This window comes from Riemerella anatipestifer (genome assembly GCF_035666175.1).
In the GTDB taxonomy this organism is placed as follows: domain Bacteria; phylum Bacteroidota; class Bacteroidia; order Flavobacteriales; family Weeksellaceae; genus Riemerella; species Riemerella anatipestifer_D.
Map to the genome: position 1 here is coordinate 766192 of NZ_CP142016.1, position 23342 is coordinate 789533.

20 protein-coding genes are annotated in these 23342 nt (G+C 37.0%); 17 read left to right on the forward strand and 3 right to left on the reverse strand.

Going from position 1 to position 23342, the window contains the following annotated elements:
• Positions 1-17: 17 nt before the first annotated feature.
• The 16 genes from VIX88_RS03865 (at position 18) to VIX88_RS03940 (ending at position 16258) form a co-directional block, all read left to right on the forward strand.
• Positions 18-1241, forward strand: a complete 1224-nt coding sequence (locus VIX88_RS03865) for an NADH-quinone oxidoreductase subunit D (RefSeq protein ID WP_064970368.1) — start codon at positions 18-20, stop codon at positions 1239-1241.
• A gap of 58 nt (positions 1242-1299) precedes the next feature.
• Positions 1300-1812, forward strand: a complete 513-nt coding sequence (nuoE, locus tag VIX88_RS03870; RefSeq protein ID WP_004918343.1) for a complex I 24 kDa subunit family protein — start codon at positions 1300-1302, stop codon at positions 1810-1812.
• Positions 1813-1824: 12 nt separating this feature from the next.
• Entirely contained in the window at positions 1825-3180 is a 1356-nt protein-coding gene (gene nuoF, locus VIX88_RS03875) for an NADH-quinone oxidoreductase subunit NuoF (RefSeq protein WP_109475182.1), read from the forward strand.
• A 107-nt stretch (positions 3181-3287) separates the two neighbouring features.
• Positions 3288-4307, forward strand: coding sequence for a 2Fe-2S iron-sulfur cluster-binding protein (locus tag VIX88_RS03880; RefSeq protein ID WP_064970371.1), 1020 nt, complete (start codon positions 3288-3290; stop codon positions 4305-4307).
• A gap of 3 nt (positions 4308-4310) precedes the next feature.
• Positions 4311-5375, forward strand: coding sequence for an NADH-quinone oxidoreductase subunit NuoH (nuoH, locus tag VIX88_RS03885; protein ID WP_109475183.1), 1065 nt, complete (start codon positions 4311-4313; stop codon positions 5373-5375).
• A gap of 73 nt (positions 5376-5448) precedes the next feature.
• A complete protein-coding gene (locus tag VIX88_RS03890; RefSeq protein WP_013446881.1) occupies positions 5449-5976 on the forward strand; it encodes a NuoI/complex I 23 kDa subunit family protein in 528 nt (175 codons plus the stop codon).
• Positions 5977-5979: 3 nt separating this feature from the next.
• Positions 5980-6477, forward strand: a complete 498-nt coding sequence (locus tag VIX88_RS03895) for an NADH-quinone oxidoreductase subunit J (RefSeq protein ID WP_064970373.1) — start codon at positions 5980-5982, stop codon at positions 6475-6477.
• A 6-nt stretch (positions 6478-6483) separates the two neighbouring features.
• The gene (gene nuoK / locus VIX88_RS03900; protein ID WP_004918357.1) at positions 6484-6810 is read left to right on the forward strand and encodes an NADH-quinone oxidoreductase subunit NuoK; all 327 of its coding nucleotides are present in this window, start codon (positions 6484-6486) and stop codon (positions 6808-6810) included.
• Positions 6811-6817: 7 nt separating this feature from the next.
• A complete protein-coding gene (gene nuoL, locus VIX88_RS03905; RefSeq protein WP_109475184.1) occupies positions 6818-8710 on the forward strand; it encodes an NADH-quinone oxidoreductase subunit L in 1893 nt (630 codons plus the stop codon).
• 3 nt (positions 8711-8713) lie between these two features.
• Complete coding sequence (locus VIX88_RS03910) at positions 8714-10198, forward strand: complex I subunit 4 family protein (protein ID WP_064970375.1); 1485 nt, start codon at positions 8714-8716, stop codon at positions 10196-10198.
• Positions 10199-10218: 20 nt separating this feature from the next.
• Positions 10219-11607 (forward strand): NADH-quinone oxidoreductase subunit N, encoded by a 1389-nt coding sequence (locus tag VIX88_RS03915; RefSeq protein ID WP_064970376.1) that lies wholly within the window; start codon positions 10219-10221, stop codon positions 11605-11607.
• Positions 11608-11759: 152 nt separating this feature from the next.
• Complete coding sequence (gene tpx, locus VIX88_RS03920) at positions 11760-12257, forward strand: thiol peroxidase (RefSeq protein ID WP_064970377.1); 498 nt, start codon at positions 11760-11762, stop codon at positions 12255-12257.
• A gap of 54 nt (positions 12258-12311) precedes the next feature.
• Positions 12312-12956 carry an NAD(P)H-binding protein gene (locus VIX88_RS03925; RefSeq protein ID WP_064970378.1) on the forward strand — a complete coding sequence of 215 codons (645 nt, stop codon included), beginning with the start codon at positions 12312-12314 and terminating at the stop codon, positions 12954-12956.
• Position 12957: 1 nt separating this feature from the next.
• Positions 12958-13584 (forward strand): J domain-containing protein, encoded by a 627-nt coding sequence (locus tag VIX88_RS03930; protein ID WP_064970379.1) that lies wholly within the window; start codon positions 12958-12960, stop codon positions 13582-13584.
• 674 nt (positions 13585-14258) lie between these two features.
• Positions 14259-15071, forward strand: coding sequence for a GLPGLI family protein (locus VIX88_RS03935; protein WP_064970380.1), 813 nt, complete (start codon positions 14259-14261; stop codon positions 15069-15071).
• Between the two features lie 308 nt (positions 15072-15379).
• Complete coding sequence (locus VIX88_RS03940; RefSeq protein ID WP_079207434.1) at positions 15380-16258, forward strand: IS982-like element ISRa1 family transposase; 879 nt, start codon at positions 15380-15382, stop codon at positions 16256-16258.
• Between the two features lie 972 nt (positions 16259-17230).
• On the opposite strand, the gene VIX88_RS03945 is transcribed toward VIX88_RS03940, so the two are convergent.
• The 3 genes from VIX88_RS03945 to VIX88_RS03955 all read right to left on the reverse strand — a co-directional run bounded on the left by VIX88_RS03945 (position 17231) and on the right by VIX88_RS03955 (position 21282).
• Positions 17231-19123: an FISUMP domain-containing protein gene (locus tag VIX88_RS03945; RefSeq protein WP_324711496.1), complete on the reverse strand. Its 1893-nt coding sequence runs from the start codon at positions 19121-19123 to the stop codon at positions 17231-17233.
• Positions 19124-19375: 252 nt separating this feature from the next.
• Positions 19376-19759 (reverse strand): HU family DNA-binding protein, encoded by a 384-nt coding sequence (locus VIX88_RS03950; protein ID WP_214194040.1) that lies wholly within the window; start codon positions 19757-19759, stop codon positions 19376-19378.
• Between the two features lie 644 nt (positions 19760-20403).
• Positions 20404-21282 carry an IS982-like element ISRa1 family transposase gene (locus VIX88_RS03955; RefSeq protein ID WP_127919813.1) on the reverse strand — a complete coding sequence of 293 codons (879 nt, stop codon included), beginning with the start codon at positions 21280-21282 and terminating at the stop codon, positions 20404-20406.
• 171 nt (positions 21283-21453) lie between these two features.
• Here VIX88_RS03955 and VIX88_RS03960 point away from each other — a divergent pair, with 171 nt between their 5' ends.
• Entirely contained in the window at positions 21454-23289 is a 1836-nt protein-coding gene (locus VIX88_RS03960; RefSeq protein WP_153926359.1) for an ABC transporter ATP-binding protein, read from the forward strand.
• Positions 23290-23342 lie beyond the last annotated feature (53 nt).

A 23342-nucleotide genomic window follows, 5' to 3' on the forward strand; every position in this document is an offset into this window, starting at 1 on the left:
CCAAAATAAAATGAATTATGAAAGATAACGAACTATCTAATATACTTAACCAATACGAAAGTAGTGAGCAAATTGATGGGCAATTATATACCCTTAATTTAGGACCTACACACCCTGCAACACACGGTATATTCCAAAATGTACTAACAATGGATGGGGAAAAGATACTTCACTCTGAGCAGACGGTAGGCTATATTCATCGTGCTTTTGAGAAAATATCAGAGAGAAGACCTTACGCCCAGATTACTACGCTTACAGACCGTCTTAATTATTGTTCAGCTCCAATCAACAACTTAGGATGGCATATGACGGTGGAAAAGCTCATCGGTTGTAAAGTACCGAAGAGAGTAGATTATATGCGTATCATCATTATGGAGTTGGCTAGGATTGCAGACCATTTGGTATGTAATGGGGTAATAGGAGTAGATACAGGAGCAATTACAGGGTTTACCTATGTATTCCAAGACAGAGAGCGTATTTACGAAATGTACGAGCAAATCTGCGGAGCTAGAATGACTACCAATATTGGTAGAATAGGTGGTTTTGAGAGAGATTTTAGCCCTAAATTTCACGAATTAATTAAAGATTTTATTAAAAACTTCCCAAAAAGATTCCAAGAGTTTTGTAACCTAATGGAACGAAACAGAATCTTTATGGATAGAACTATCGGGGCAGGACCTATTTCGGCAGAGAGAGCTCTTAATTATAGCTTTACAGGACCAAATCTTCGTGCAGCTGGGGTAGATTATGATGTGCGTGTAGCACAACCTTACTCATCTTATGATGATTTTGATTTTATCATTCCAGTAGGAACGGCAGGAGATACTTATGATAGATTTATGGTTCGTCAGCAGGAAATATGGGAAAGTTATAAGTTGGTTAAAAATGCTTACGAAAATCTTCCAGAAGGTGATTATCACGCAGATGTTCCAGAGTTTTATTTGCCAGCAAAAGCAGATGTTTACACTAAAATGGAAGCGCTTATCTATCACTTTAAAATTGTTATGGGAGAGCAAGATATTCCTAAAGGAGAGGTGTACCATTGTGTAGAGGGAGGAAACGGAGAGTTAGGTTTCTATCTTATTAGTGATGGTGGAAGAACGCCATACAGACTACACTTTAGAAGACCGTGTTTTATATACTACCAAGCGTTCCCAGAGATGATAAAAGGCTCTATGATTTCTGATGCCATTGTAACTATGAGTAGTATGAATGTAATTGCAGGAGAGTTAGACGCCTAAAATTTTGCTAAAACTAATATAAAGACTAGAGTACAAAGTACTTTTACAAGATAAAAAAATGAACGAGACAGTTATAGCTTTTAAGCCAGAAACCTTAGAAAAGGTTCATAAAATCATCGCTAGATATCCTGAAGGGAAACAAAAGTCGGCACTTATTCCTGTTTTGCATATTGCACAAAAGGAATTTGGAGGATGGCTTAGTGTTCCTGTGATGGACTATGTGGCGGAGGTGCTTAACATATTACCAATAGAGGTGTACGAAGTGGCTACTTTCTACACGATGTTTAATATGAAGCCGGTAGGTAAATATGTGCTAGAAGTGTGTAGAACAGGACCTTGTATGCTCAATGGGAGTGATGATATTTTAGACCATATCCGTAAAACACTTAACATTAAGGATGGAGAGACTACGGAAGATGGTTTGTTTACATTAAAACCAGCGGAATGTTTAGGGGCTTGTGGCTATGCACCGATGATGCAGTTAGGGAAATTTTATCATGAACATTTAACTAAAGAGAAAGTAGATGAAATCCTTGAGCTATGCAGACAAGGAGCCATTGCTTTGGATTAAATAAAAGAAAAAATGAGTAAAAAACTTTTACTTAAAGATGCACATATAGAGGATATTCGTTATTTTGATGTTTACCGCAAACAAGGAGGTTATCAAGCGGCAGAAAAGGCACTTAAGATGACTCCTGAAGAAATTTTAGAAGAAGTAAAAACTTCTGGACTTAGAGGTCGTGGAGGAGCAGGTTTCCCTACGGGGCTTAAGTGGAGCTTTTTAGCGAAGCCAGAAGGAGTGCCTAGACACTTGGTAGTGAATGCCGATGAGTCAGAGCCAGGTACTTTTAAAGATAGATATTTGATGGAATTTATTCCTCATCTTTTAATTGAAGGAATGTTAATTTCATCTTACTGCTTAGGTTCTAATGCTTCTTACATCTACATTAGAGGAGAATATTCTTGGATTCCTGATATTTTAGAGGAAGCTATTGAGGAAGCTAAAAAAGCAGGATTTTTAGGTAAAAATATATTAGGTTCTGGCTTTGATTTGGAAATTTATGTCCAAAGAGGAGGTGGAGCTTACATCTGCGGAGAGGAAACCGCTCTTCTAGAATCATTAGAAGGAAGAAGAGGCAATCCTAGACTAAAACCCCCATTTCCAGCAGTTAAAGGTCTTTGGGAAAGACCTACGGTAGTTAACAATGTTGAATCTATTGCGGCAGTAGTGCCTATTATCAATATTTCTGGAGCAGAGTATGCTAAAATTGGAGTTGGGCGTTCTACAGGAACTAAACTCATTTCAGCTTGTGGTAATATCAATAAACCAGGGGTTTACGAGATTGATATGACTATTACCGTAGAAGAATTTATATATTCTGATGAATATTGTGGTGGAATACCTAACGGAAAGCGTCTTAAGGCATGTATTCCTGGAGGTAGTTCTGTGCCTATTGTTCCAGCTAATTTATTGCTTAGAACCATAGATGGCAAACCAAGATATATGAATTACGAATCTCTTTCGGAGGGAGGATTTGCTACGGGGACGATGATGGGTTCAGGAGGTTTCATCGTTTTGGACGAAGACCAATCTGTGGTAAAACACACCATGACTTTAGCTCGTTTCTACAACCACGAAAGCTGTGGACAATGTACACCTTGTAGAGAAGGAACGGGGTGGATGTATCGTATCCTGAAAAAAATTGTAGAAGGTAAAGGAGAAATGTCCGATATAGATTTGCTATGGGATATCCAAAGAAAAATAGAGGGTAATACCATTTGTCCGTTAGGAGATGCGGCAGCGTGGCCTGTAGCGGCAGCTATTCGCCATTTCCGTGATGAGTTTGAATGGTATGTTAAAAATCCAGAGCTGGCATTAACTCAAAACTATGGTTTAGGGAACTATGCAGATCCTATTCCTTTAAAAGTGGAAGAATAAATTTTCTCAGATGTAATAAAGAAGTATTACTAGTAAAGAGAAATGTATATATAAAATAACACAGTCAATTCATAGCCTATTTTTGAAAAGGTTAATTATAGAAAATTATGAGTGAGGAAGTTAAAAAGTTTAAAGTAACTATAGATGGGCAGACTACAGAGGTTGCTCCTGGTACTAGTATCCTAGAGGCTGCTAGACAAATTGGGGGGAAGTCTGTGCCACCAGCAATGTGCTATTATAGTAAATTGGAAACTAGTGGTGGTAGATGTCGTACTTGTTTGGTAGAGGTTTCCAAAGGGTCTGGGGCTGATCCAAGACCAATGCCTAAACTTGTGGCAAGTTGTCGTACAACAGTGATGGACGGTATGGAGGTGAAAAATTTAACTTCTGAGAAAACTCAGGAGGCTAGAAAAGCCGTTACCGAATTCTTACTTGTTAACCACCCGTTGGATTGTCCAATTTGTGACCAAGCTGGAGAGTGTCATCTTCAAGACTTAGGCTATGAGCATGGAGTAGAAAATACAAGAACGGAGTTTGAAAGAAGAACTTTTGAGCCAGAAGATATAGGTCCTTATATTAAACTTAATATGAACCGTTGTATCCTATGTGCTAGATGTGTCTTAGCGGCTAATCAGCTTACTAAAGAGAGAGAGCATGGGATATTATTTAGAGGAGATCATGCCGAAATATCTACTTATCTTAATAAGGCATTAGAGAATGATTTTATAGGTAATGTGATTGATGTTTGTCCTGTGGGAGCTTTAACGGATAACACGTCTCGTTTTGCGAGTAGAGTGTGGTTTACAAAACCTATGAACGCGACTTGTAAGTGCGAAAAATGTAGTGGTAAAGCGGTATTGTGGATGAAGGGTGATGATGTTATTAGAGTAACGGCTAGAAAAGACGAATATGGTGAAGTAGAGGAATTTATTTGTAATGATTGTCGTTTCCATAAGAAAGATGTTAAGTATTGGAATGTTGAAGGACCGAGACATATCAGCAGACATTCTGTAATTTCTGCTAATCATTACGAAGATTCAACTAATGCTTATGAACTTTTGGAGGATAATACAGCTAAAGAAATAGAAAGCTCTACAGAAAATAAAAATCAAGAAGAAGAAAAATAAGTTATGGATTTATTGACCTTTAAAACGATATTGGTAATCTCTCTTTTTATTCTGTCTCTTACAGTAGCGGCTTATTCTACTTGGGCAGAAAGAAAGGTGGCGGCATTGATGCAAGACCGTATTGGTCCTAATAGAACAGGTCCATTGGGATTATTACAGCCTTTGGCTGACGGTGGTAAATTTTTCTTTAAGGAAGACTTTATTCCTAAAAATTCAGAGAAGTTTTTATTTATTTTAGGTCCTGGTTTAGTGATGTTTATATCACTTATTACAGGAGCGGTTATCCCTTGGGGGAAAAGCCTTAACATAGGCGGAGAGTCGTTTAGTTTACAAGTAGCTAACATAGATGTTGGGGTGCTTTACCTTATAGGTATGGTATCCGTGGGAGTTTATGGTATTATGATAGGGGGTTGGGCTTCTAATAACAAATATTCGCTTATAGGTGCCATTCGTGCATCTTCTCAGATGATATCTTATGAATTGGCCATGGGGTTAGCATTGTTATCTATCATCATGATGGCGGGTTCTTTGGATTTAAAGGTAATTACAGAAGTGCAAAGTACAGGCAAACTATGGAGCGTAATTCCTGTAGGTTCTGGAATGAATTGGAATATTTTTTATCAACCTGTAGCCTTCTTAGTTTTCTTAGTGGCTGCATTGGCAGAGTGTAACCGACATCCGTTCGACTTACCAGAATGTGAGGCTGAACTTGTGGCTGGTTTTATGACAGAATATTCTGCGATGAAGCTAGGATTATATATGTTTGGAGAGTATGTTAATATGTTTATATCCAATGCTTTAATGGTGGTTTTATTCTTTGGTGGTTATAATTATCCAGGTATAGAATGGGTAACAACTACCTATGGTGAAAATGTAGCAGGAATTTTAAGCATTGTTGCATTTTTGAGCAAAACATTCTTCGGTATCTTCTTGTTTATGTGGATTAGATGGACGCTTCCTCGTTTCCGCTACGACCAGCTGATGCATCTTGGTTGGAAAACTTTAATCCCATTAGCATTAGTTAATTTATTGATAACAGGAGCGGTAATATTAGCATTTGGAAGTTAATACCGAATTTATAAAATTGAAATACAGGATAAAGACAATTAAATAATGTCTAACATCTAATATCTAATAGATAATGAAATTAACAAATAGATCAAAAGTAGTTTCTAATAAAAAGATGACTTTGGCGGAAAAGGCTTATCTCCCTGCTATAGTTAAGGGTATGAGCATTACACTAAAGCATTTTTTTAAGAAAGATAGTACGATACAATATCCAGAACAGGAAAAGCCAAGAGCTAAAGTATGGCGTGGGAGACATGTTCTTAAAAGGGATGATGAAGGTAGAGAAAGATGTACCGCTTGTGGACTTTGTGCGGTTGCTTGCCCTGCGGAAGCCATTACGATGACTTCGGCTGAAAGAACTAAGGAAGAAAAACATCTTTATAGAGAAGAAAAATATGCTTCTACCTACGAAATTAATATGTTGAGATGTATTTTCTGTGGATTGTGTGAGGAGGCTTGTCCCAAATCAGCGATTTATCTTACAGATAGATTAGTAGATGTAGAGTCTAACCGTGGTTCTTTTGTCTATGGAAAAGACAAACTAGTGGAGGATATGAACAATAGAATAGATATTAGTGAAAGACAAAAGAAATCTTATTAAGTAATGGAGCAGATTGTTTTTTATATTATTTCAGGTTTAGCGGTTATTAGTGCTATCTATTTTGTAGCAGCTAAAAACCCGTTATATAGTATATTGTCTTTAGTAATTACATTTTTTTCTATAGCAGGATTGTATATATTACTTAATGCTCAATTTTTGGGAATTGTGCAAATTATAGTATATGCAGGAGCTATTATGGTTTTATTCTTATATGTGCTTATGATGCTTAATCTAAAGGAGAAAGACGAAGGCAAAAAGAATAACCTAATGAAATTTGCAGGAATTTTCTCTGCAGGACTTCTTTTAGTAGGTTTTGTAGGAGCTTTAAGAGGTTATGTAGGAAATGAATTCCCTGTAACTGAGATTACAGAAGGTGTAGGGCTTACCAAAAATTTGGGAAGATTATTGTTTAATGAGTATGTATTGCCGTTTGAGTTGGCTTCAATTTTAATTCTTTCGGGGATTGTAGGAGCGGTGCTAATTGGTAAAAAAGATTTATAAAATATTATGGAAATGAATTCTTTTGTACAGAACATTCCTTTGGATTATTATGTAGTTTTATCTACATTTTTATTCTGTTTGGGTGTTTTGGGTGTTTTGTTAAGAAAAAATGCCATTGTTATTTTGGGATGTGTAGAGCTTATGCTTAATTCTGTAAATCTATTATTAGTAGCATTTTCTACCTATTACGGAGATGCTCATGGGCAGATGTTAGTGTTTTTCATTATGGTGGTAGCTGCGGCAGAAGTAGCTGTGGGACTGGCTATTATTACTATGATGTACCGAAATATAAAATCAGTAGATATTAGTATTTTAAATAAATTAAAAGGATAAAAGAAATATGGAAAATATAGTTTATGCAATTGTTCTTTTTCCTTTATTAGGCTTTTTAATCAACGGGTTACTAGGGAAAAGATTACCTAAAATTGTAGTAGGCGGTTTGGCTACTGCGGTGGTATTTGTTTCATTTTTACTTTCGGTTTATATCTTTACACAGTTCAATTCGGATAGCCCAGCTTTAGTGGTAAAGGCTTTTGAATGGTTCCGTGTTAATGGTATGCAGGTTAATTTTGGGTTTCAGGTAGACCAGCTTTCTTTAATGATGATGATGATCATTACAGGGATTGGTTCTTTAATCCATTTGTATTCTATTGGTTATATGAGCCACGATGAAGGCTTCTATAAATTCTTTACTTACCTCAACCTGTTTATATTTTCTATGTTACTTCTAGTAATGGGAAGTAACTATTTGATTCTGTTTATCGGTTGGGAAGGTGTTGGTCTTTGTTCTTATTTATTGATTGGTTTTTGGTATAAAAATCAAGAATATGGTAAGGCGGCTAGAAAGGCTTTCATTATGAACCGTATAGGAGATTTAGGTTTGTTGATAGGTATTTTTATGTTAGCATCTGAAGTGAATGCGGTAGATTATCTAAGTGTAGCTCAAAACTCATCTAAATTTGCCATTGATAGCCCAGTGGTTATCTTCATCACATTGAGTTTATTTGTAGGAGCGGTAGGTAAATCAGCACAATTGCCGTTATTTACATGGTTACCAGATGCCATGGCAGGACCTACTCCAGTATCTGCTCTTATCCACGCAGCTACGATGGTTACAGCGGGTATTTATTTGGTAGTTCGTTCTAACTTCTTATATTCTTTAGCACCTACAACATTAGATGTTATCTTGTATATAGCATTGCTTACAGCAGCTTTAGCAGCGTTTATGGCGTTAAAGCAAAACGATATTAAAAAGGTATTGGCTTACTCTACTGTATCTCAGCTAGGGTTTATGTTTGTAGCTTTGGGAGTAGGAGCTTATACAGCGGCTATGTTTCATTTGATGACACACGCTTTCTTCAAGGCATTACTATTCTTAGGTTCGGGTTCTGTAATCCACGCAATGAGTGGAGAGCAAGATATGAGATTTATGGGAGGACTTAAAAAGTATATTCCTATAACTCACGCTACTTTTCTTATAGGTACATTGGCTATATCGGGAATGCCGTTATTTTCAGGTATGATTTCTAAAGATGAAATATTGGTATCTGCGTATGCTAAAAATCCAATATTTTGGGTAATTCTTTTCGTAATAGCAGCTATGACGGCTACTTATATGTTTAGATTGTATTATCTTACTTTCCACGGTTCTTTCAGAGGAACAGAGGAGCAAAAACATCATCTCCACGAAAGTCCACTTAATATGACTTTACCATTGATAGTTTTATCAGTGCTGTCTTTGTTGGGTGGTTTCTTGAATTTGCCTCATTTTATAGCTCACGGAGAATACCAAACTTTACACCATTGGTTAGAAGGGTTGTATTATGTTTACACAAAGGAAATGGTTGAAGTTCAATTTAATGTAGAAATGATTTTACTAGGGCTTACAATACTAATGTTCTTTATGGTTTGGTTTGCCGTAAGATATTTGTATGTTATTAAAAACAAACAGCCTAAAGCTGAATGCACAGGTTGGGAAAAACTGTCTGCTCAAAAATTGTATATAGACGAAATTTACAATGCTGCTGTAGTAAAACCAGTAGAAGGTTTGGGTAAATTGGCTTCTACGTTTGATAAAGGAATTTTAGACCGTTTAGTAACACTTGTAGGTTTAGGTTCGGTAGGTTCAGGTAGAGCATTCAAAAAAGTTCAGAATGGAAATGTAGAAAACTATATTTTAATTATGTCTTTGGCGATAGGTATTATTTTAATTATTAACTTTTTAGTTCTATAATAGATGTTATTATCATTATTACTATTACCTCTTGTAGGTTCAGGATTGGTTTTTGCTTGGAAGAGCTCTCAGAGTAGGTATTTGGCATTTGGTATAGCTTTAGCTCAATTGTTGCTGGCATTTGTGATGTTGTTTAATTTCAACTACGCAGATTCTGTAGATGGCGAAATGCAGTACCAAATACAGCACGATTGGAGTTATTTGATAAGAAGTAGCTTAAGCTTCGGTGTAGATGGTATGGGAATGCTAATGATATTGCTTACCAATATTTTAGTGCCTTTTATCATTCTGTCTTCGTTTAATCAACAGACATCTTATAGAAATACTTTTTATGGACTTATTTTATTGATGCAGTTTGGTCTTTTAGGCGTTTTCACTGCGTTAGATGGTCTATTATTCTATATATTTTGGGAAGTTACCCTTATTCCGATATGGTTTATATGCGGAATTTGGGGGCAAGAAGACCAAAGAATTAAAACAACTACTAAGTTCTTTGTTTATACTTTCTTCGGTTCTTTATTCATGTTGGTAGGTTTAGTTTATTTATACAATCATTCAGACTCTTTTGCTCTGATAGATTTATATAATGCGGCTCTGAATACTGAACAGCAAACCTTTGTTTTCTGGTTAATTATGATGGCGTTTGCGGTTAAGTTGCCGTTGTTCCCTTTCCATACTTGGCAGCCAGATACTTATACTTATGCACCAACGCAAGGCTCTATGCTTTTGTCGGGGATTATGCTTAAAATGGCAGTTTATGGAGTACTAAGATATCTAGTACCAATAGCTCCAGAGGCTGTACTAGGTCTTTCTGGAAAAATAGTAATGGTAATGGCAATAGTAGGTATCATCTATGGAGCGTTGATAGCCATTGTGAATAATGATGTTAAGAGAATTATCGCTTATTCATCTCTATCGCATGTGGGGCTTATGGTAGCAGGAATTTTTGCTTCTGCTATCGTTACACTTAATGGAACATTTACTTATGAGGGTGCTGAGGGTGCTATGGTACAAACTTTTGCACACGGTATCAACGTAGTAGGATTATTCTACTGTGCTGATATTCTTATCAAAAGATTTGGTACAAGAGACCTTCGTCAGATGGGTGGATTGGCTAGAGTAGCTCCTAAGTTTGCAGTACTGTTTATGATTATTTTATTAGGGTCTATGGCGGTTCCATTGACAAATGGATTTATCGGAGAATTTATGTTACTAAAAGCCGTATTTAGCTACAATACATTAGCAGTAATAGTTTCTGGATTAACAATAATCTTAGCAGCAGTATATATGTTAAGACTTTATGGTAAAGCAATGTTTGGAGAAGGAGATGAGACTGTTTTATCACAAGTTAAAGACCTTTCAGCGGTAGAATTTTCGGTATTAGCAGGGTTATCTATTTTTGTAATAGTGTTGGGAGTATATCCTAACATCATTATAGAAATGGTGCAAAGTTCGTTAAAGTTTATTTACTTATTTGTGATAAGTTAACAAAATGATATTTTAAAAAGATGAGTGTTTTAATTACTATATTTATCACAGCAGTTATTGCTTTGTTTACGGGTGTTTTTAATCAGGGTAAATATGCTAGGTATGTAGGAATTCTTGGTTTGGGAATTGCGTTATATGTTAGTTTCCTTCCTGATTGTACTTTTTTTGAAAAATACAATGCGATGTTTAGCTATAGTGCTAATACAGCATTATTTACCAAAATATCTTTGGTGGTAACTCTTTTATTATTTTTTATTGCAGGTTTTGCATTTAGTAATCATAGAAGTCACCAGTCGGAGCTTTATGCTTTAATGCTATTTTCTCTTTGTGGAGGTATTATTTTGTTTGGATTCCAAAATATGGTTACTCTATTTTTAGGGATAGAGATACTGTCTATACCGCTTTACGTTATGGCAGGAAGTGCTAAAACCAACCTTCGTTCTGTAGAAGCGTCTATGAAATACTTTTTGATGGGTGCTTTTGCTACGGGCTTTTTGCTTTTCGGTATCGCTTTGATTTATGGTAGTACAGGCAGTTTTGATTTAGCTACTATCCACCTTTTTGGAGGAGCACACGGAGCTACAAGCAAGATGTTTTTATTAGGAATTGTAATGATGTTGGTGGCTATGGCGTTTAAAGTATCTTTAGCACCATTCCATATGTGGAGTCCAGATGTATATCAAGGAGCACCGTCTATTATAACAGGCTTTATGGCATCAGCGGTTAAGATAGCAGGATTCTATGCGTTTTTCAAAGTGATGACTTTAGCGTTTATCGGAGGTTTTTCTATGTGGATTAACATTGTGGCTGTGCTTATTATCTTAACGCTTATTCTGTCTAATATTATGGGATTAGCACAAACCAATGCTAAGAGAATGTTGGCTTACTCTAGTGTTTCTCATGCAGGATATATAGCTCTCATATTTTTCGGATTTAATAGTCTTTCTGTATATAATTTAGCATTCTATCTATTTGCTTATTCTTTAGCAACAGTTGGGGTATTTATGTGTTTGATATGGGTAGAAAAAATTAAAAGAGAAACTTCTTTCGAGGTATTTAATGGTTTGGCGAAAACAGAACCTTTATTAGCTGTTGTAGCTTCTGTATCTCTGTTGTCAATGGCTGGTATTCCGCTTACGGCAGGGTTTATAGGTAAATTTAATGTTTTTAGTCAAGCTATTTCGGGTAATGCTACTGTACTGGTAATTGTAGCCATCTTGGGTTCTGCCTTGAGTATCGCTTATTATTTAAGATTGATTATAGCGATGTTCTTTTATCAAGAAAGTTCATTTAAAACCAGTGAAAAGGTAAGTATTACTTATAACATTATGGCGGTAGTACTTGTATTGTTACTAGTAGCAATGGGAGTATATCCAGATTTATTTGCTATGCAATTTGGACTTTATTAAGAAAATAAAACTAAGAGTCAATTAGTTGATATATAGAGCGTAAACTTTTCGGAGTTTACGCTTTTTTGTTGGTGTTTATTAGGATAGTAAAGCTAAAAATAGGTTTGTAAGAAATTTATATTTATTTTTGATAAATATTAAAACATTTAAAAATGGCAAAACTAACTTTAAAAGGTAATGAAATTAGTAGTGTAGGAGAGCTTCCTAAACTAGGAGAAACAATAAAAGACTTTAATCTAGTAGCTTCAGATTTAAGCGAAAAAACTAAAAATGACTTTTTAGGAAAAAGAAAAGTACTTAATATTTTCCCAAGTATAGACACGGGAGTATGTGCCGCTTCGGCGAGAAAATTTAATGAGGAAGCATCTAAGTTAGATAATACGATAGTGATAAATATCTCTAGAGATTTACCATTTGCGTTGGGGCGTTTTTGTGCTGCAGAAGGTTTAAGTAACGTAGAAACATTATCTGATTTTAGAAGTAATTTTGGGGAAGAATTTGGCGTTACTTTAGCAGATTCACCGCTTAAAGGATTGTTGAGTAGAGCGGTTGTTATCACTGATGAAAATGATAAAGTGATTTATACAGAACAAGTATCCGAAATTACTAACGAGCCTAACTACGAAGCCGCTTTAGCGAGCTTAAAATAAATTCTTTTTGAAGGGAGAGTCTGCACTGGTTCTCCCTTTTTGTATTTTAGCGAGATGAAAAAAGCAGTAGTTATTGGTGGGACGGGAGCTACAGGTAAGGCTCTATTAAATACACTTTCTAACGATTTGTCGTATCAATCGGTGGTGGCGTTATCTAGGAGAAAGGGTACTTCGTTGTTGCCAAAAGTGGAAATTTGTAAAGTAGATTTTAATCATTTAGAACAAAGTTCGGTTATTATCAGTGGAGATGTTGCATTTTCTTGTTTAGGAACTACACTTAAAGACGCTGGAAGTCAAGACGCTCAGTGGCGTGTGGATTATGATTACCAATATACATTTGCTAAAATAGCCAAAGAAAGCGGTATTTCTACATTGGTTTTAATTTCTTCTATGGGAGCAGATAAAAATTCGCCAATTTTCTATTCTAAAATGAAGGGTAAACTAGAGGAGGCTATTACAGAGCTTAATTTCCCTAGCCTCATTATTTTAAGACCTAGCCTACTTATACGTCCTGAAACCAAGAGATTGGGAGAGCTTATTTCACTACCTATATTAAACATTTTTAATAAAGTAGGACTGCTGAAAAAATATCAACCTATATCAGTGGAAGATTTAAGTAAAGCAATGGTAAAATCGGTGGAAAGATACAAAACAGGCACTCATATTTTAGAACTAAAACAAATTTTGGAATTGGTTTGAGGTGAAAAATTACTATTACTTTTTAGGAATTTCGGAAGAGGCTACATCGGAAGATATTAAGAAGGCTTACCGAAAGTTATCACTTAAATATCACCCCGATAAAAACGAAAACGATTCATTTTTTGTGGAGCGTTTCAGAGAAGTTCAAGAGGCTTACGAGGTGCTTATCAACTCAAGTAGTAGAAGTTTATATAACCAAAAACTAGCACAAATACAACAAAACATCAAATCAGACCAACCACCTTATATCAAGACTTTTCACGCGAATAAACTCCGAGTGAAAAAAGGCGAAGAAATTATCCTGAATTGGCAGACACAAAATGCCGATGTGATAAAAATAATCCCTTTTGGTCTAGTAAAAAACTATGGAGAAAAAAAGGTAAAAATCACACAATTTGATGCCAACGGAGAGTGCCGAATTTTACTGAACGCTACCAATACACTATTACAAAAAACCGTTGCTAAAGGCATTACTATAAAAGAAACACAGGAAGTGGAAACACCTTTCTATGAAACTCAATTTACCAATACAAAACAACAATCTAATATTGCCAACTGGCCTAGTAAACTTCCGTATATCCTAGCTCTGTTGTTGGTGATACTACTTTTATTTTGGCTTTCTCGTTAAGCCATTTTCAATCTGCCAGGGCATTTTTTGCACCTTTTGCCCTTTTTAAACTTTTTACAACATTTCTTTTTGCTGCAAAACATCTCTTGTTCAGCCGAAAATGCTGGCGTAAGCACAGGTACTTTAAAAGGAATTACTGCTGTATTCATGCTGCAAATATAATCTAATTTGGATTAAATACAAATAAAAATAAATCCATCAATTAGCTGATATTTATCAGATTTTATTTAGGAGCTATTTCCCGCTATCCGCTCATACTCCTCGCTCAGAGGCTCCGCTTCGCTCCGCCTCTTCGCTGTGGGGTATCCGCTTCTATCGGGGCTATTAGCACGGTGCAAATCTTAAGTGTTGCAACCGTAATAGTAGAACTTTGCTCGCCTTTTTTTGTATTCAAGTGAAGTTTGAATAAATTAAAAATTAATTTGTGCTAAATGTACAACAATAATTAATTTCGGTTGTGAGTATTACATATAACAATTAATTTTAACACTAGGAAAAGAATAATTGAAAAAAGTGAATGGTGGGAGCTATGAAGACATGTGTATGTCATGTAAAAATGTGTTTGTGAGTAATATGGTCTATCCTGTGGTGGTTTATTGCAGTTTGTGAGTGGTTTGCATTGAAGCTGTTTATATAGTTATATTATTCTCTTAGGAAATGTATATATTTTTTATATGAAGAAGATAAGGTTAATTTTAAAAATCTATCTTTTAATTTGTTTTGTTCCTTTTATTTATGGGCAGAACTTAAGTATTTTATACGAGTTTAAGTTCAAAGACAACAAGGACTTTACAAAAACTAAAATCTATTATTTAGATATTTTAAAGCATGAGTCTGTATTTCGCTCTAGTCATCAGAGAATCTCCGATTCTTTATTGACCACGACTGGATATGGCTATGGTTATAGTACAAATATTGATGAACAAGTTTACATTCATAAAAAATTAGCTGATAGAGAAATTAAAAAAGTAGTAGTTTCCCCTATTACGAGAGATAAAGTTTTTGTTAAGATTTCAGATGCTATCAATTGGACGATTCTTCCAGATGCTCAAAAAGTTGGGTCCTTTAATTGTCAAAAAATAGAAACAGACTACGGAGGCAGACATTGGGTAGGTTGGTTTACTAGAGATGTGTCTCTTTCAGAAGGACCTTATGTGTTTAATGGTTTACCAGGATTAATTGTACAAATTAATGATAGTGAGGGAATTTTTGATTTTAGTTTAGTCAGTATTAAAAATAATAGACAAGAAAACTTATATCTTCCCAATACTGGCAAAGAAGTAAGCTGGGAAGAACTAAATAAAATAAGAAAAGATTATTATACAGACCCTTTCTCTTATGTGAGATTAATTGGTGCTAAAGCAATGGAAGATGATGGTAATGGTGGAATGAAAAAAATAAATTTTAGAGAAAAAATAGAAGGAATTAGAAAATCCATTCGTAATACTATCCCGATAGAATCTGATTATAAAATAGATTATGAATAAAAAATAATCTGTACATAAATTATTTTTTTTATGTTTATCCCAAGTTATTATGACCTTTTTGGGGGATGTTACCAAGGGCTTGATACATAGTTGTCAGTCTATTTAAACCGAGCAAGGAAGCCAGTGGAGAAGCTCTTGGAGATATTTACTCAGATTTTAAATATATATTGATAAATAGTTTAGTGAGAGATTAGCCTAAAAATAGAACTTAATATTTGTCTACCCGTTGTGCATTATGAAATGAAAAAAACAAGAGTTGTTTATTAGACTGAAAATCAGTATATTGTTTTTGCTATAAAACGGTATAAATGAACAACTTAGAGCAAATATATGAAAGAATTTTGGAAGTTTTAGGACTTTTTTCAGAAAATCAACTGATTAGTTATCAGAGAAGAACACCTAAAATGAGCGATTTAGAAGTCATAAGTCTTAATATTACTGCTGAATACTTGAGTATTGATAGCGAATTACAGTTATTTAGAAAATTGCCAAACTCTCTGATAAACAAAATTGAAAGAAGTGTTTACAATAAGCGAAAACGAAGACTATCCCTACAAACAGAGCAAATTAGACAGCGTATTTCGATGGAGTTCAATGAGTTTGAAGATATTTTTATCGTTGATAGCGTGCCAATGAAAGTTTGTGAAAACGCTCGTTCTACTCGTTCAAAAATTTGTAAAGAGCAATCCTATTCTTCACCAACATATGGTTATTGTGCTTCACAGAAATTATATTTCTATGGCTATAAACTACACGCAGTATGTTCTTTAAATGGTGTGATTAAGAATTTTGATATAAGCCCTGCATCCGTTCACGACATCCACTATTTAAAAGATATTGGTGAGCAAATGCGAAACTGTACTTTAATTGGAGATAGAGGCTATTTATCAGCAAAAGTTCAAATAGATTTATTTAACTATGCTAATATTAAATTAGATACACCAATGAGAAGTAATCAGAAAGATTATATTCCTCAATTTTCATTGTACAAGAAAAAGCGAAAACGAATTGAGACATTTTTCTCTCAACTTTGCGACCAATTTATGATTAAAAGAAACTATGCTAAAACTTTTGAAGGCTTTAAAACAAGGATAATCAGTAAAATAACCGCCGCAACGGTTATTCAATATATCAATAAATTTATCTTCCAAAGAAAATTAAATCATCTAAAAATCAGTATTATTTAAAATGCACAACGAGTTTATTTTAGGGATTATGTATAGGATAAAAAAAAGTTCTTGCACACCAGATAACACAGAGGCAAGCCTCTGTAGAAAAAGCACCAAACCCTTGCGGTTCTCCTTTTGGCGGTATTAGTCCTTGAGGCAGCGGACGCTAAAGCCGTTTGCACGATTGTTGTTGTTGCCCGCGTTGCTATTGCCGCTATTGAACCATAGGTTCCACGAGTTGTTGCTATTGTTCTGCTCGCTGCTCCACAGCCAACCGTTGCTGCTCTGATTGTTGAGCGTGGCATTGTTGGCGTTGCGGTTACCACCGGCCGGCAGGCTTAGCCCTCCTCCCGAAGGGCTAAGCCGTGCGGCAACGCCAGACGGCACAGCCCGCCAGCCCCTAACGCAAGTAAGACCTACTGGCGACTGCTTCCCAAGCCTTTGGAAAGCAGCGAATGCCCACTCCTCACTCTTATCCCTATGGCGTAGGCTGCCACAGGGGCAGGTCTGGATTAACTACCAGCCAAAGTGCCGCCTAAAAAGGCACACTCTTAATAGCCAAGCTCAAGAGGTTCAGCCGCCACTAATGCCTTGGTGCAGGATAGGGAAAGCCTCCGCACCTGCATTAGTTTTGTTTTTCATACCCGGATGGAAGAGCCCTCCTGACTCCAATGGCTACCGGCTTCTTTTTCTTAATTATCTGATGTGTCAAAGAACTCCGCTTGGAGAAAAACGCCGAAGTGCCCCCTAAAAACGGGTTGCCCCATTTCTAAGTAAGTGGGCGGTGCTCCCCGGCTATTTTTTCTCTTCGCTAAGCCGCTTTTACTTTCCTAAGAGCGGCTCTTGGGTTGTATTTTTATTTCGGTGAGTTTCGCGGGCGGGCTTGCCCGCCCGCGAAACCAAAAACCACCAGTGGTTTTTTACATTTCTTTACAAACTCCCGCCAGCTTGCCTTCGGCGGGCTGGCGGCAAACCGCCGAGAACGCACGGTTAATCCTTGAGGCAGCGGACGCCAAAGCTGCTTGCACGATTGTCGTAGCCGCCGATGCTACTGCTGCTATTGAACCATAGGTGCAACGAGCTGCTGCTAGTGTTCTGCTCGCTGCTCCACAGCCAACCGCTGCCGCTCTGATTGTAGAGCGTGGCATTGTTGACGTAGCGGCTACCACTGGCCGGCAGGCGGAGCTTCTGCTCGTTCCACATTTTATTGGAATTAGTGTAACTATTACCTATATCATAACCTAAAATCGCATTATGCAAAGCCTTCTGCTCCGCGTGAGTAGGAACGTGATAACCCGAAGGACAAGGATTGTTAGAACCATTCACCTGCCATAAATTATGAGGACCTGATTGGTTGGTTGAACTATTTACCCATGAAATCCCTGAATTATTGCCAGGAATAAACCTATTAGTCCCAGCGTTAGTCCAAGATGAGGATACAGAACCAGAACCTGAGTATTTAGGTGTGCCACCTGTGGCATTTGTCCAAGTGATGAGTTCGTGCCCGTCGGGGTTTCGCTGCCATTGGAACAATGAACCGTATGCCCGCCAGTCTTTTTTAATCTGGTCGGCAGTCGGGTTAGAAAGCGGCACGGCGGCGGTGGTCTTTGTATAATCTAAAGCTCCTGCCTGACGCGTTGGGTTAAACCATTGGGAGCCTACACGAGCGTACTCCGCACCGAGGTTGTTGTTAAGCCAAGTCTTACCATCGGGACCTGTAACGGGAATATAGATAAACTCGTGTTCTTTAACATCTGCTCCATAACCTACACATTGTTTGGTGGTCTTACCAAAACAACGGTCAGGAATACCGCCAATGCCTTTAAGTACTACACTATACTGCTGTCCGTTTAGTGTGTAAGGTATGGTTGCTATTTCGTACTCTTGCCCTGGTGGTAACAAACGAACCTTGTATTGGCTGTCTGTACCACCCACGACAATGGTAGCGTCCAGCGAGCCTTTAGCCATAAAATTACCCTGCGGAATGGTGAGCTTTACTGTATTGGTATCACCGTCTTGTCCTATAGCTGTGGTTACTTCTTGAGAAGTTACGGCATTGTAAGAACCACTCCCATTTTCGTAAGGGATTTTGACCACCAATTTATTAGTCCCATTATCCAATAACCCCGGTATTGGCGTTGTACCTGCATAAGTGAGCGATAAAATATACTCCGTCTTAGGGCTGGTAATGCTGGCAGAACCTAAACCGACTTGACCGACTTGGGTCTGTTGGTCGGCTTGGGCGCCGAGTTTACTAAAGTTAGCTTGCAACACTCCTGTTTCGGGCGTGCCACCCATCGTGTAAGTTAATAATGCCGCCTGCCCCGAAGCTAAATTGATGGTGCTAGTTCCCGAGCAATCACCGCCTCCTGTACCCGGAGGCAGTAACTTCCAAGTACAACCAGTAATACTGATATTTGCCGTTCCATTCTGAATGCTTACCGCATCGGCAAACGAAGAATTAACACTAGAAAACGAATTGTTCTCTAACTTAAACTTAACCTTTTGGCTGTTGTTACTGAAAGCAACTCCCCCAATATAAGAGCCCTCAAACCCTTGTGGGCTTACCGCTACGCTTTGGGCTTTGCTGCTCCCCACATCGGGCAAACACGCCCATTGGTGCACGTCTGAATCTAAGCCCAAGTACATTTCTAAGCATTTTTTGTCTGCGTTGTAAATTACCGTACCTACTTCGGCTGCCCCAGAAAATTTCAAACGCTCCTCCGAGGTGAATTTAGGAAATAGCACCCCTTGTGGCTGGGTGTTAGGGAGATTAGTGTTTTTCTTCACCTCTAAGGTGGCTTTGGGGTCATTGGTATTGATGCCCACTTGTGCCTGTAATGCCAGCGGCAGAAACATCGCACAGAATAGAATCTTTTTCATAATGTTAAAGTTTATAGATATTAGATATTAGATGTTAGATGTTAGACTTTAGATATTAGATTTTAGAGGTTAGACTAAGGGTTGAGGTGATAAGTTCTAAACTCTGAAATCTAATATCTAACTTCTATTTTTTTGCCTTCTGCAAACGCCTTTGTAGAGGGCTTTCACGAGGCACCCCAAAAACACACGTGTTTTTGGAGAAAAACACGCGTGCGGATTTTTTTTTCACGCGTGTTTTTTCCTCCAAACACGCTACATTTTTTCATACTTCAGCGTAGCCAACATTTTTTTCAGGTCAGAACCTGGTGTAAAAACCACCTTGGCATTTCTAATGGTGGCTGGGGTTACTTCCTCTTCTTTGGCTTTGCCCTCGCTACTGATGCTTACCCGCATACTGCCCATTTCGCCTAGCCTTACCACTTGCCCCTCTGCTAGAGAAGTCTGCATTACATCTACCAAAGCGTATAAGACTGCACGAATATCAGCACCGCTTACGGTGGAAATTTTCTCGATGTCCTTGGTAAGTCCTGCTAAAGTTTTCTCACTTACCGTGTTTGCAGAAGCGTAATATTTCTTTTCGCCTCCACCGGCAACCCCAGGTTGCCCTTTCTGAATCACTTTGTACTTGATTGACATATGTTTAATATTTAAAGTTTAAGGTTTAAGGTTTATAGAGGTTAGATATTGGATATTAGATTTTAGAGGTTGGAGGTTTAGCTGTTCAAAGTTTAAGAGTTCAAAGTTTAAAGAGCTGAAGCTGTTCAAGGTTCTATGTTTAAGGTTTAAGGGATATGTACGCTTATTCAACCTTGAATATTTGAACTTTAAACCTTGAACTCTTGAACCAATAAGAAAACGCCTCCCCCCTCTCAACACACACAAAACGAGGAGGAAGGCTAAAACAGAAAGGGAAAAATACCCCTTCTGCACGCTAGAAGCCCCAAACAAGAATAATCTATTCATCTGATGAAAAAGATGGACTTCTAGCAGATATTTATGAAAACAAAACTTAGCGTGTGCTAAATACCAAACGCCCCCAACGGAAGCTAGAGGCACATTATTTATGATTGATGATAAAAATCTAGATAAAAAGTAGTAAATACGCGTGTGCGCGTAATATATATGTGTGTTTACACAATTATTTGGAACTACCAAATTTTTGCACCACTTTTTTTTACTTTTTTGTATGTTGCTACTAGTGTATCGCATAAATAGGGAGCAAATGTATAAGCATTTTTTAAGATATGCAAATTATATGTAGCAAATACTCGTTGTGCATTTTAAATAATACTGATTTTTAGATGATTTAATTTTCTTTGGAAGATAAATTTATTGATATATTGAATAACCGTTGCGGCGGTTATTTTACTGATTATCCTTGTTTTAAAGCCTTCAAAAGTTTTAGCATAGTTTCTTTTAATCATAAATTGGTCGCAAAGTTGAGAGAAAAATGTCTCAATTCGTTTTCGCTTTTTCTTGTACAATGAAAATTGAGGAATATAATCTTTCTGATTACTTCTCATTGGTGTATCTAATTTAATATTAGCATAGTTAAATAAATCTATTTGAACTTTTGCTGATAAATAGCCTCTATCTCCAATTAAAGTACAGTTTCGCATTTGCTCACCACTATCTTTTAAATAGTGGATGTCGTGAACGGATGCAGGGCTTATATCAAAATTCTTAATCACACCATTTAAAGAACATACTGCGTGTAGTTTATAGCCATAGAAATATAATTTCTGTGAAGCACAATAACCATATGTTGGTGAAGAATAGGATTGCTCTTTACAAATTTTTGAACGAGTAGAACGAGCGTTTTCACAAACTTTCATTGGCATGCTATCAACGATAAAAATATCTTCAAACTCATTGAACTCCATCGAAATACGCTGTCTAATTTGCTCTGTTTGTAGGGATAGTCTTCGTTTTCGCTTATTGTAAACACTTCTTTCAATTTTGTTTATCAGAGAGTTTGGCAATTTTCTAAATAACTGTAATTCGCTATCAATACTCAAGTATTCAGCAGTAATATTAAGACTTATGACTTCTAAATCGCTCATTTTAGGTGTTCTTCTCTGATAACTAATCAGTTGATTTTCTGAAAAAAGTCCTAAAACTTCCAAAATTCTTTCATATATTTGCTCTAAGTTGTTCATTTATATCGTTTTATAGCAAAAACAATATACTGATTTTCAGTCTAATAAACAACTCTTGTTTTTTTCATTTCATAATGCGCAACGGGTTAGCAAATATTAAATCTCTAAGCCTACCTGCTTTTGCTCAATTAAAATATCCTGCTTACTTTTGTGGCTCCATAAGAGATTTTAATGAAACCTTTACATAGAATTTTAAGCTTCGCCAAACCACACCAAAAGTACCTTTGGGGTAGTATGTTTTTCAATATTTTGTACTCTATCCTCCAGATATTTTCGGTGCTTTCTATGCTCCCCGTTCTAAGGATTATCCTGAAACTAGATAAAATAGACACTACTAGAGAGCCCATCTACAATGGTAACATCGGCAGCTATTTTGGCTACCTAAAAGATTTGGTCTATTATAAAATACAAGTATACAACGATATTTATGGCGGCAGCACCGTGCTGGCGTGGGTGTGCGTAATTACAGGCGTGGCGTTTTTGCTTCGTAATATCTCTAGATACCTTGGGTCTTTTCTCCTTGTAAACTACCGTGTGGGGATTACTAAAGATTTAAGAAGTGCCATCTATCACAAATTTCTAAAACTCCCCGTATCGTTCTTCACAGAACAAAGGAAGGGCGATATGATGTCTAGAATCTCTAACGATGTCGGTGCTATAGAAAGTGGTATTATGGGAGCATTAGTAGATATTGTGAATGCTCCATTCATGATTATTTTTTCGCTCACCGCCTTGTTTTTACTAGATGCCCAGCTTACGCTGTTTTCACTCATCGTCTTCCCTATTATGGGGTGGTTGATTTCGTGGGTTGGTAAAAGTTTAAAAAGACAAGCTAACTCGGCACAAGAAGAACTAGGCAATCTATTCTCTTTAGTAGATGAAACCTTAAAATCTTCCAAAGTCATCAAAATATTTAATGCGGATAAAATCCTAGAAAAAAGATTTGATGCTACCACCAATCTTTGGCAAAAATATGCCATAGGTATGAGCCGAAGACGAGAGCTCGCCTCTCCAATGAGTGAGTTTTTGGGGTCTATCACGATGTTACTTATCGCTTGGTTTTCGGGCATCAGTGTTATCAACGGGACTAATAACGACCCAGCTACTTTCCTTATTTTCTTGGGGATTTTCTATCAAATCCTTGCGCCTGCCAAACAACTATCTAACTCCATATCGTCTATACAAGGCGGAATGGCAAGTCTGGAGAGAGTTTCGGAAGTTTTAGATTATGATTTAAAGGTGGAAGAAACTGCCAATCCTATCGCTATTGATAATCTCAACCACAGCATTGAGTTTAAAAATATCAGCTTTTTCTACGACCAAGACCATAAGATTTTGGAAGACTTCTCTATGTCTTTACCAAAAGGGAAAACCGTGGCATTGGTGGGACAGTCTGGGAGTGGTAAAACTACCGTCGCCAACCTCTTGGCAAGGTTCTACGATGTCAATAACGGGAGTATAGAGGTAGATGGCAACAACATCAAAGATTTAAAACTAAAAGACTACCGAAGCCTGCTTGGAATGGTTACGCAAGAGTCGGTATTGTTTAACGATACAGTCTATAATAATATCTTAATGGGTAAGCCAGAGGCTTCCGAAGAAGAAGTCATCGCTGCGGCTAAAATAGCCAACGCACACCAATTTATAGAAAGCCTTTCTGCAGGGTACAACACCAATATAGGCGATGATGGCAATAAATTATCAGGAGGACAAAAGCAAAGAATATCCATCGCAAGAGCGGTGCTCAAAAATCCACCTGTGATGATTTTAGACGAAGCCACCTCTGCCCTAGACACCGAAAGTGAAAGAGCTGTACAAGATGCTCTAGAAAAAATGATGGAGAACAGAACTTCACTCATCATTGCCCACCGACTGTCCACCATACAAAAAGCAGATTTAATCCTAGTAATGGAAAAAGGAAAGGTAATAGAACAAGGCAACCACAACGACTTAATGGCTAGAAACGGTGTTTACAAAAAGTTGGTAGAGCTACAAAACTTTGATTAAATCTCCTTAATATTGGGAGGCTAAATTGATTTTCTTTTGTAAGATTAAATAAA